This is a genomic window from Bacteroides sp. ET489 (assembly GCF_030518095.1).
GTDB lineage: Bacteria > Bacteroidota > Bacteroidia > Bacteroidales > Bacteroidaceae > Bacteroides > Bacteroides ndongoniae.
The window spans coordinates 22,290-33,048 of the sequence record NZ_JAULLJ010000037.1 but is presented as its reverse complement, the minus strand read 5'-3'; the positions used below and the strand labels follow the sequence as shown (position 1 = coordinate 33,048).

The 10,759-nt window shown below is 54.4% G+C and carries 9 protein-coding genes, 1 tRNA gene and 2 pseudogenes; 10 read left to right on the top strand and 2 right to left on the bottom strand.

Annotated elements, in window-relative coordinates:
* The 7 genes and pseudogenes from Q3C19_RS15465 to Q3C19_RS15435 form a co-directional block, all read left to right on the top strand.
* Window positions 1-217: pseudogene (locus tag Q3C19_RS15465) on the top strand (hypothetical protein); the annotation flags it as partial.
* A 41-nt stretch (window positions 218-258) separates the two neighbouring features.
* The gene (locus Q3C19_RS15460) at window positions 259-1,143 is read left to right on the top strand and encodes a fimbrillin family protein (RefSeq protein ID WP_302730483.1); all 885 of its coding nucleotides are present in this window, start codon (window positions 259-261) and stop codon (window positions 1,141-1,143) included.
* A gap of 27 nt (window positions 1,144-1,170) precedes the next feature.
* Complete coding sequence (locus tag Q3C19_RS15455) at window positions 1,171-2,709, top strand: fimbrillin family protein (protein WP_302730481.1); 1,539 nt, start codon at window positions 1,171-1,173, stop codon at window positions 2,707-2,709.
* A gap of 12 nt (window positions 2,710-2,721) precedes the next feature.
* Window positions 2,722-3,510 (top strand): annotated as a pseudogene (locus Q3C19_RS15450) (fimbrillin family protein); the annotation flags it as partial.
* 256 nt (window positions 3,511-3,766) lie between these two features.
* Entirely contained in the window at window positions 3,767-4,264 is a 498-nt protein-coding gene (locus Q3C19_RS15445; RefSeq protein ID WP_277122235.1) for an HU family DNA-binding protein, read from the top strand.
* A 29-nt stretch (window positions 4,265-4,293) separates the two neighbouring features.
* The gene (locus tag Q3C19_RS15440; RefSeq protein WP_262483116.1) at window positions 4,294-4,416 is read left to right on the top strand and encodes a hypothetical protein; all 123 of its coding nucleotides are present in this window, start codon (window positions 4,294-4,296) and stop codon (window positions 4,414-4,416) included.
* Window positions 4,417-4,645: 229 nt separating this feature from the next.
* Window positions 4,646-6,211 carry an ATP-binding protein gene (locus tag Q3C19_RS15435; protein WP_277122233.1) on the top strand — a complete coding sequence of 522 codons (1,566 nt, stop codon included), beginning with the start codon at window positions 4,646-4,648 and terminating at the stop codon, window positions 6,209-6,211.
* A 118-nt stretch (window positions 6,212-6,329) separates the two neighbouring features.
* Here Q3C19_RS15435 and proS read toward each other — a convergent pair whose 3' ends face one another.
* The gene (proS, locus tag Q3C19_RS15430) at window positions 6,330-7,823 is read right to left on the bottom strand and encodes a proline--tRNA ligase (protein WP_022161989.1); all 1,494 of its coding nucleotides are present in this window, start codon (window positions 7,821-7,823) and stop codon (window positions 6,330-6,332) included.
* A 356-nt stretch (window positions 7,824-8,179) separates the two neighbouring features.
* Window positions 8,180-8,252, bottom strand: a tRNA-Gly gene (locus Q3C19_RS15425).
* A 136-nt stretch (window positions 8,253-8,388) separates the two neighbouring features.
* On the opposite strand from Q3C19_RS15425, the gene cobU reads away from it, so the two are divergent.
* From cobU to Q3C19_RS15410, 3 genes are read left to right on the top strand one after another with little or no spacing between them, the layout of a single operon-like run.
* Window positions 8,389-8,898: a bifunctional adenosylcobinamide kinase/adenosylcobinamide-phosphate guanylyltransferase gene (gene cobU / locus Q3C19_RS15420; RefSeq protein WP_302730478.1), complete on the top strand. Its 510-nt coding sequence runs from the start codon at window positions 8,389-8,391 to the stop codon at window positions 8,896-8,898.
* Between the two features lie 60 nt (window positions 8,899-8,958).
* The gene (cobT, locus tag Q3C19_RS15415) at window positions 8,959-9,996 is read left to right on the top strand and encodes a nicotinate-nucleotide--dimethylbenzimidazole phosphoribosyltransferase (protein ID WP_302730476.1); all 1,038 of its coding nucleotides are present in this window, start codon (window positions 8,959-8,961) and stop codon (window positions 9,994-9,996) included.
* Between the two features lie 6 nt (window positions 9,997-10,002).
* Complete coding sequence (locus Q3C19_RS15410; RefSeq protein ID WP_302730474.1) at window positions 10,003-10,746, top strand: adenosylcobinamide-GDP ribazoletransferase; 744 nt, start codon at window positions 10,003-10,005, stop codon at window positions 10,744-10,746.
* Window positions 10,747-10,759 lie beyond the last annotated feature (13 nt).

Below are 10,759 nucleotides of genomic sequence, written 5' to 3'. Positions count from 1 at the left end.
ACAGACCATGGTGCTGGACATCGTATTTGTGGACGGCGGACGCACACAGCGCACGGAGGTCGACCTGACGGAAGCCCTTGCGGACTTTAACGGCGATATGACCACCGCCTACCGCGTGACCGGCACACTGGAAACGCCTGTCGGCATGGAGGAAGGCAACGCCGAAATCACCGGTTGGGAACCGGTGGACGGAGGCGATGTGGATGCGGGGATGTAAGAAAATGAAGAATGAATAATTAACAATTAATAGTGAATAGGATGAAAACAAGACATTTTGCACTCGCAGCGCTGGCACTGACACTGGCCGCCTGCAACAACGACAACGAGAACCTGAACGACGGCCCCGTGGCCGCAGTGATTAATGCCGAAATTTCCGACGCCGTAGCCACCCGCGCCAGCGGAACCGCCTGGGCGGAACGTGACGAGATAGGCATCTCCGAAAGCCGCTTCGGCTACACCAATGTCCCCTACCGGTGGGAAAGCGGGAAGTTCACACCGGCAGGAACCATTATCTTCTTCCAAGATGACGACCCGACCACCTTCTCCGCCTACTATCCTTACGATGCGGACGGTGGGACACTGACCGCCACCACCGATGCCACGGCGCAGCAGGACCAGCCCGCCATCGACTTCCTCTATGCCACCGGTGCCACTGCCAGTACGCACAATCCTGAAGTGAACTTTACCGACGACACTGATGCAGGCGGCAAGGACTGTTCCTTCCACCACTGCATGAGTCAGATTACGCTCACCTTCAAGGCAGGAAGCGGTGTGGACTTCAATACCATCAAACCCACCGGCTACACACTCTCCGGACTGGTGCTGGAGGGCAGCTTCGACACCGCCACCGGCACGGCGGAAACGGATGCGAACGCACAGACAGCCGACCTTACAATGGAACTGGACGGCGTACTCACCTCGTCGGTCATCCTCTTCCCGCAGTCAACGACAAGTATCGAACTGAGCGTGAACTACAACAGCCAGCCCTACACCGCCACGCTCACCATTCCCGACGGCGCACTGAAAGCCGGCAACAACTACACCTACACCGTCACCGTCCGCAACAAGGACTTAACCGTCAGCTCAGCCACTATCAGCGACTGGAACCCGGTGAACGGCGGCAATGTGAATGCAGACCTTTAAGAATATCATTCCTAAAAGACTAAGAATATGAACAACAGACTTCCATTGCATATACTGTCCGCAGCAACCGTCCTGCTTTTTGCAGCGACTGCCTGCACGCAGGATGACCTCGGCGGCGGCACGTTGCTCGAAGGCGAGTATCCATTGGTAATCCGCGCCACCGGCCTGCAAGCCGTGGCAACCCCTGCCTCACGCGCCACTGTGGATGGCGACTGGCAGGGTGTACAGACCGTAGCCCTCAGCGTGGGCGGCACGGTGAAGGAATACGATGTGACGGCATCCGATGCCGACGGCTACAAGACAGCCACCCTGAGCAGCGACACCGACCCGTTCTGGTGGACAAGCCGCGAGGACATCACCGTTTCGGCATGGTGGCCATACGGCACCACGATGCCCGATGTGGTAGTCAAGGCAGACCAAAGCACGAAGGAAGGCTTCGAGGGCAGCGACTTTATCTCTGCCAAAGCCCAGACCGTGCAGTTCGACAACCCGACGCTTGAGTTCAGCCACCGCACGGCGCGTATAACGGTTCTTCTTAAACCGGGAGACGGCATCCCGAGCGTGACGGGAGCCGATGTTTCCGTGACCGGCTTGAGCACGGATAACGGCAATCCCGCCACTATCCGCACCTACGCGGCGGGCAGCGACACCTACGAAGCCCTCACCGCACCGCAGACCGTGAAGGCGAATACACCGTTCATACAGGTGGATTTAGGCGGAGGTACTTACTATTTCCGTCCGCATAGCGATGTGGTGCTGGCAGCCGGCAGCCGCTATACCTACACCGTCAGTGTCACCGCCAAAGGACTGGAACTGGCAGGCTGCACCATCGGCGGCTGGACTGACGGCGACGGCGAGAGCGGCACGGCAGAGGATTTGGGTTATTTCATACAGGACGACGGCAGCTACACAGTCTATAACGCTAACGGCCTGCTGGCATGGAACGAGGCTGCGCAAAGCGACTACACGCTGAACTGCACCCTCACCGAAAACATTAACCTAACGGGCAAGGAGTGGACACCGGTAGGTAATAGCTTTCAAACATACAACGGCACTTTCGACGGACAGGGGTACAGCATCACGGGATTAAATGCTTCATCGCTTTTTGGAGGAATAGGAGAAAGTGCAACGGTAAAGAATCTGCAACTCGTGGATGTGAAATTAAACGAATCAAGCGGAGCTACAGCCGGGATAGTGGTAAATAACTATGGTACTATCATGGCCTGCTCCATGACTGGGGAAATTTCTGCTTATAGTTTTACGAGTGGTATTGCCAATTTTAATTTGGGTACAATCGTCGCTTGCTGGTTCAGCGGAACATTGAAGGAGAATGAGGGCTATGGTATCGTCGCTTTCAACTATGGCACCATCACCGCCTGCTTCTGGGACGGAAATACCACGAATGGGTATCGTTCTAACGAAGGAGGAACGGTAGAAGCCACGAAGGTGGAGGGCACGATCACTTGGCAGACCGCTGTTGGTGGCATGAACGCTGCCCTTACCGGCAACGACTATCAATGGAAACTTGGCACGGACGGCCTGCCCGTATTGCAGAGTAACCAGTAAAAACAGGACGATATGAAACGATATACCCTATATACATTCCCGGCACTCGCCCTGCTCCTTGCGGCCGCAGCCTGCACGCAGGACGATGCGGTTCTGCTCCCCGAAGCACCGGAGGGCATACCCATGACCTTTACCGCCAAGGGACTGAATCCCACGGCGGCAACCACCACCGGCACCCGCGCCACGGTGGACGGCGACTGGGAGGGCGTGACTGCGGTCGCCATCCAAATAGGCAACGAAGTGAAAGCATACCGCGTGACCCCCTCTTCCGACAACCTTACCGCCACCCTCAGCAGCGATGACCCGCACTACTGGGCGGGAGAAAGTGCCGTCACCGTATCGGCATGGTGGCCCTATACGGACGGGCAGACCTCGATGCCCGCCGTGACGGTGCAGGCAGACCAGCGCGGTGACGGATATGCCCAAAGCGACCACATCGGCGTGGCGGAGGAACTGCTGCATTACAACGGAGGCACACCCACGCTTGCCTTTACGCACCGCACGGCGCGGGTGACCGTCGTTCTGACGGACTACACCGAGGGGCTGAAGTCCGTGCAGCTGACGGGCCTCTCCACCGAGAACGGCAACCCGGCCGAAATCACCCCGTATGACAAGAGTGGCGACACCTACACCGCCCTCGTCGCCCCGCAAAGTGTGGCAGCGGGCACGACATTCATTACCTGCAAATTCACCAACGGCAAGGTCTTCGTCTATAAGATGAAGAACGATACCGACTGGCAGGCGGGCGAGGAATATACCTACACCGTCTCCCTCGCTGCGGCAAAAGACCCGGGATACACGGGCTGACCATTATTACATGGGCTTAAAACCCGGGCGCAACTCCGGTTCCGCCCGGTTACGAAATGAATAAATTTTATTGTCAAACCGCCGAATGTCGGCACCCCGTCAGGAAGGGGTTGTGGAGGGGGAGAGTCAAACTCCCCACCTTTGATAATCAAACTCCCCACCTTTGCCAACCAAACTCCCCACCTTTGATAGCCTAAGGTAGGGAGGCTTCCGGACAGCCTGCCGGCAGGAAGTAAAAAAACTTTGTACTATGGCATACTTTAAGAAAAAACAAATGAAGAGTAATGGGAAGTGGTATCCCGTGTCTGTAACCATCGGCCGCCCCGTCGGTACCGACACCGTGGCCAAGAAACTGGCCGACCTGTCGTCGCTTAGTGTGGGCGACGTGCTGTCTGTGCTCAAGCTGCTGGGCGGCGTCATCGGCGACTACATGAACAACGGCCGCTCCGTCAAGCTGGACGGTGTGGGCACCTTCTACTACACCGCCAACGCCGAAGGCCAGGGCGTGGACTCGCCCGACAAGGTGGGCGCGCAGCAGATAACGGGCACGCGCGTGCGCTTCATCCCCGAGACCACACGCGACAGTAGTAACAAGGTGACCACCCGCAGCCTGGTGAGCAGCGACATCTTCTGGGAACTGCTGGACGACGAAATCCCCGCACGCCCCGTGCCCGATGGCGAGGACGGCGGCGGCCAGGAACCCGGCGGCGGAACGACGGAGCCGGGCGGGGAGGATCCGCTGGGATAAGGAAGAAAATGAAGAATGAAGAATGAGGAATGAAGAATGTATCTGTCATTCTGAGCGACAGCGAAGAATCTCAACAGCCAGCTGAAGAGAGATGCTTCACTACGTTCAGCATGACAATGAAGAATGGAGGGGGGCAAGACAAAGGTATCTGAATAGGGTGTGTTGAACGGTATCTGCGCTCCCCTCCTTCGGGAAGGAGGGGTGCCCAACGGGCGGGGTGGTAGGCTTTACGACACGCTGTATATCACTTTCACTATCTTTTGATAAGCTAGGATACGTCTCAGCAAAAAAAATCAAGCGAGCTTGTTTTTTCTGCATTCGACTTTCACTATCTTTGTCGGGACCGAGATGTATGTTTAATCATTATTCATTTGACCCGACATGAAATATCCCATTGGCATTCAAAGTTTCGACCGCATTGTCGAAGACGGTTACGTCTACGTGGACAAGACCGACCTGATATACAGCCTGACGCACGAGAGCAGCATCTACTTCCTGAGCCGTCCCCGCCGTTTCGGCAAGAGCTTGCTTGTCTCTACGCTGAAGAACTATTATCTTGGCCGTAAGGAACTGTTCAAGGGGCTGAAGATAGAACGCATGGAACAGGCATGGGACGTTTATCCGGTGTTTCATCTGGACTTCAATGGCAGTAACTTCGCAGAAGCGGACGCATTGCAGAAACGTTTGCACGGCTATGTGGCAGGCTGGGAAGCCGACTACGGTCTGGCTTCGGAACCAGACCGGCTGGACTTGGGAGGACGTTTTCAGAGAGTGCTCGAAGCCGCCCATAAGCAGACGGGGCGTCGCGCCGTGGTCCTTGTCGACGAGTACGACAAACCGATTCTGGACGTGCTCGACGTTGACCCTGTGCTGGAGGAGCATCACCGCAACGTGCTGAAAGCCTTTTACTCGGTATTCAAGGTGGCAGACGAGCATCTGCAGTTCGTGCTGCTGACGGGCGTGACAAAGTTCTCGCAGGTGAGCGTGTTCAGCGGTTTCAACCAGCCGAAGGACATCAGCATGGACGGACGTTACGAGGCGTTGTGCGGCATCACGCAGGAAGAGATCGACCGCTACTTCCCGCAACCCATTGCCGACATGGCGGTGGACTACCGCTGTACGTCGGAAGAGATGAAGCAACGGCTGAAGCAACAGTATGACGGCTACCACTTCAGCAAACGCATGACGGACGTGTACAACCCCTTCAGCCTGCTTAATGCGCTGGACAGCCGTAGCGTGGACGATTACTGGTTCCGTTCGGGCACGCCTACCTACCTCATCCGCCTACTTTCCCATTTCAGGGAGAATATAAACGAACTGACGGGCAAGTACTACCGCCCGGAAGAGTTCATCGACTACAAGGCCGACGTGGAACGTCCGTTGCCGATGATTTACCAGAGCGGCTATCTGACCATCAAGGATTACGACATGGACTTCAATACATTCCTGCTGGACTTTCCGAACAACGAGGTGAAAAGCGGTTTTCTGACCATGCTTGCTTCGTCGTATCTGCAGTCGTCGGAAGATACGGGCGGATGGGTTCGCGACGTGGTTCGCACGCTGCGTGCAGGCGATGTGGACAGGTTGGGCACGTTGTTCACGTCGTTCCTTTCTGGCATTCCCTATACTATGCGCCGCAAGGACGATGAGGTGGAACGTGAACGTTATTTCCAGTATACGTTCTATCTGATTCTTCGCCTGATAAGCGTCTATACCGTCTATGTGGAGAAGGTTCAGAGCCACGGCCGTGTGGACTGTGTACTGGAAACTCCGCAATACGTTTACATCTTCGAATTCAAGCTCGATGGCACTGCGGACGAGGCTTTGCGACAGATAGAAGAAAAAGGTTATGCACGCGAATATGCTTCGGATGCACGCACACTGTATAAGATAGGTGCAAGCTTCTCTTCGCAGACCGGGACGATAGAGGATTGGAAAACTGTGTGAGGAAGGCGGACGGGATATGCCCCCCCGAAAACAAACAGTACGTAGCGAAGGCCTTGCGGCCGGTTCACTACGTACTGTTGTTTTTTCAGGTTGTGTGTATCTTTCGTCCCGACGGGTATCAATATGAGCGGGCAAAGACTACGCGGCATGCCGAAGGCTTGCCTGTCACCATACACTTGCCGGGCTCTTTGTCGCCGGGGATGAAGGAGTCGAACGGGATGCAGCGGATGGTTGCTTTGGTCTCTTCCTTGATCTTTTCTTCGGTCTCGGTCGTACCGTCCCAGTGGGCCAGGATGAATCCGCCTTCTTCGATTTTCTCCTTGAATTCATCGTAGCTGTCTACGCTGATGATGCGCTTGTTGCGGTAATCGAGCGCTTTCTTGTAGATGTTGGCCTGGATGTCTTCGAGGAGGTCTTTTACGTACTCTTCGATGCCCTCGCACGAGCGGGTCTCTTTCTCCAGCGTGTCGCGACGCATGATTTCCATCGTGTTGTTTTCCAGGTCGCGGCCACCCATTACCAGACGCACGGGCACGCCCTTCACTTCGTAGTCGGCAAACTTGAATCCGGGACGCTTGTTGTCGGCATTGTCGTACTTCACGGAGATACCCATTGCCTTCAGTTTGGCCACGATGCCTGCCACTTTCTCGTCGATCTTGGCCAGCATCTCGGCGTTTTTGTAGATGGGCACAATCACTACCTGTATCGGAGCCAGGTGAGGCGGAAGTACCAGTCCGTTATCGTCGGAGTGGGTCATGATCAGGGCTCCCATCAGACGGGTGGACACACCCCAGGAAGTAGCCCATACGTATTCCAGCTTGTTTTCCTTATTGACGAACTGCACGTCGAATGCTTTGGCAAAGTTTTGTCCCAAGAAGTGTGATGTACCGCTTTGCAGTGCCTTACCGTCCTGCATCATGGCCTCGATGGTGTAAGTGTTGAGGGCACCGGCGAAGCGTTCGTTGGCCGACTTCACACCCTTGATGACGGGAACAGCCATGTACTTCTCGGCGAAGTCGCTGTAGACGTTCAGCATTCTTACGGCTTCTTCCTCAGCCTCTTCGCGGGTGGCGTGGGCCGTGTGTCCTTCTTGCCACAGGAATTCGGCTGTACGCAGGAACAGGCGCGTACGCATCTCCCAGCGGAATACGTTGGCCCATTGGTTGCACAGGATGGGCAGGTCACGGTAGGAGTTGATCCAGTTCTTGTACGTATTCCAGATGATGGTCTCCGATGTGGGACGGATGATGAGTTCTTCTTCCAGCTTGGCAGCAGGGTCTACCACTACTCCACCCCCGTTCGGATCGTTTTTCAGACGGTAGTGTGTTACTACTGCACATTCTTTGGCGAAGCCTTCCACGTGTTCGGCCTCGCGGCTAAGGAATGATTTGGGGATAAGCAAGGGGAAATATGCGTTGACGTGTCCGGTCTCCTTGAACATTGTGTCCAGCTGACGTTGCATCTTCTCCCAGATAGCGTAACCGTACGGTTTGATAACCATACATCCACGCACAGCCGACTGTTCTGCCAGGTCGGCTTTCACTACCAATTCGTTGTACCACTGAGAATAATTCTCGCTACGTTTGGTAAGGTCTTTCAGTTCTACTGCCATTTTTATTTCGTTTATTATAAGTTTTTCCTATTACGGTTTTTCAAACAGGACGCAAAATTACGAAATTCTTTGCAAAAGTCATTCATTCAGCAGTTTTTTTATCAGCAGTCGGGTTGGAAGGTGGTGTATGTCCTTTGGGGCGGGGTTTCGAACGCTTTTCCTGTAGGGGCGTCCGGGGGCTTTGCAGTAAAAAAGAGGGTGTATCAAATTAGAAAACTGCTTTCCTTTAGGCACGGATTACACGGAATTTCGCGGATGATTATTCTTCTTTCCCAGTGTTTTTCCGTGTAATCCGTGCCTGAAGAGCAATATAGCAGTTACTTTTCATTTTGACACACCCTCCTTTGTTCTGAGGGAGCGGCAAGCGGGACTCGAACCCGTGACCCTCAGCTTGGGAAGCTGATGCTCTACCAACTGAGCTACTGCCGCAAGATGTATGTATTGGGAGGGTGACCTCCCTTTTAAAACGTCGGCAAAGGTAATAAAATCTTTTAGAAAGAATCAAGCATTTCCTGATTTATTTCCTACTTTTGTGTGTTATTTCCAATTTTAGAAGAAGACAACCATGAAACGAATCATACTTATCACCGGAGGAGAACGGTCGGGGAAAAGCACTTATGCCGAAAAGCTGGCACTTTCTCTCTCCGCCTCCCCCGTCTACATGGCCACTGCCCGCATCTGGGACGAGGAATTCCGGCAACGGGTACTCCGGCACCAGGCACGGCGGGGAAAAGAATGGACCAATATAGAGGAAGAAAAGCAACTGAGCAGGCACGCGGTAGAAGGCCGTGTGGTGCTGATAGATTGTGTCACCCTGTGGGCTACCAATTTCTTCTACGAACTGAAAGCCGATGTCGGCCGGTCGCTCGAAGCCGCCAAGCAGGAGTTCGATCGGTTTACGGCGCAAGAAGCCACCTTTATCTTCGTCACCAACGAAATAGGTATGGGTGGCACCTCCGGAAACGAAATACAACGGAAATTCACCGATATGCTGGGCTGGCTGAACCAATATCTGGCAGCAAAGTCCGATGAGGTCGTGCTGATGGTATCGGGCATTCCGGTGAAAATAAAATAGCCCTGTACCCCATTAATCATTAACCATTAACCATTAATCCTTCACCATTATAATTACCGCATGAAAACATTCAATATACCCCATCCGGATATGGCTATCCGGGAGGCATTGGTCGATAAGATAAACAACCTGACCAAGCCCAAAGGCTCTTTAGGTATGTTGGAGGCTCTTACCCTCCAGATAGGATTAGTGCAGCAGACCTTGTCGCCTGCCCTGCATCATCCGCAGAACATCATTTTTGCTGCCGACCACGGCATCGTGGAGGAAGGCGTAAGCCTCTCGCCCAAGGAAGTGACTTGGCAGCAGATCAGTAACTTCCTGCATGGGGGCGCCGGAGTCAATTTCCTGTGCCGTCAGCATGGGTTTACACTGAAAATCGTTGATGCAGGTGTCGACTACGACTTGCCTTACGAGAAGGGCATCATCGACATGAAGGTTCGCCGCGGAACCCGCAACTACCTGCACGAGGCAGCAATGAGCCGCGAAGAGATGGAGCTGTGCATCGAACGCGGAGCCGAAGTCGTGAGGCGCTGTCACGAAGAAGGCAGCAATGTGCTTAGCTTCGGGGAAATGGGAATAGGGAACACGTCGGCCTCGTCGTTGTGGATGACCTGCTTCACCGGCATTCCTCTGGAACAGTGCGTAGGTGCCGGCAGCGGACTGAACACCGAAGGTATCCGCCATAAGTATCAGGTGCTACAGCAGGCCTTGCAGCACTATGCAGGCGATTACTCTCCGTGCGACGTGATCCGCTATTTCGGCGGACTGGAGATGGTGATGGCCGTAGGTGCCATGCTTCAGGCGGCCGAATTGAAGATGCTGATTCTGGTGGACGGCTTTATCATGACTAACTGTATATTGGCTGCAAGCAAGCTGTATCCTGCCGTTCTCGATTATGCCATCTTCGGGCACTGCGGCGACGAATCCGGCCACAAGCTGCTGCTCGATGCCATGGGGGCGACTCCCCTGCTCCATCTGGGGCTTCGTTTGGGCGAAGGTACGGGTGCCATCTGTGCTTATCCCATTGTCGATTCGGCAGTGCGGATGATCAACGAGATGGACAATTTTGCTCACGCTTCCATAACCAAATATTTCTAAGTGGAAATGAGTGTATTAGCAGCTTTTATCTTTTTCACCCGATTGCCTTTCTGGAAGCTGGGAGAGGTTTCTTCGGACAGTTTTAAGCATGTGGTGCCCTATTGGCCGGTAGTCGGTTGGCTGACCGGAGGCGTGATGGCTGCCGTCTTGTGGTTGGCTGCACAGGTGTTCCCGATGTCGGTGGCGTGGCTTTGTGCCATCATTGCCCGCTTGCTGCTTACCGGCTGCCTGCACGAGGATGGCTTGGCCGACTTCTTCGACGGATTTGGCGGAGGGCGCACACGCGAGCAGACACTGGCCATAATGAAGGATTCGCATATTGGCAGCTACGGGGTGATAGGGCTGATAATCTATTTCCTGTTGTTGTTTCAGTTACACGCATTGCCGTTGGACCTTCTTTGCGCCTTGGCCTTTTGTGGCGACTGCTGGTCGAAGTTTACGGCTGCGCAACTGATCAATTTTCTTCCTTATGCGCGGAAGGAGGAAGAGAGCAAGGCACACGTCGTGTACCAACGCATGAGGGTCAGCGAGTTCCTGTTGGCTCTGGCCGGTGGCGCGTTGCCTTTGGTTTGCCTGCTTCCTTTCGGCATGTGGCCGGTTGCTTTGTTTCCGGTGGTTGTGTTTGTAGCGTTGTGCCGACTGATGAAGCGACGCCTGAACGGGTATACGGGCGATTGTTGCGGGGCCATGTTCCTGCTGTGCGAATTGGCTTTCTATTTGGGAAGCCTGTGGATGTATCATTATTACTAAGAAAAGAAATAGT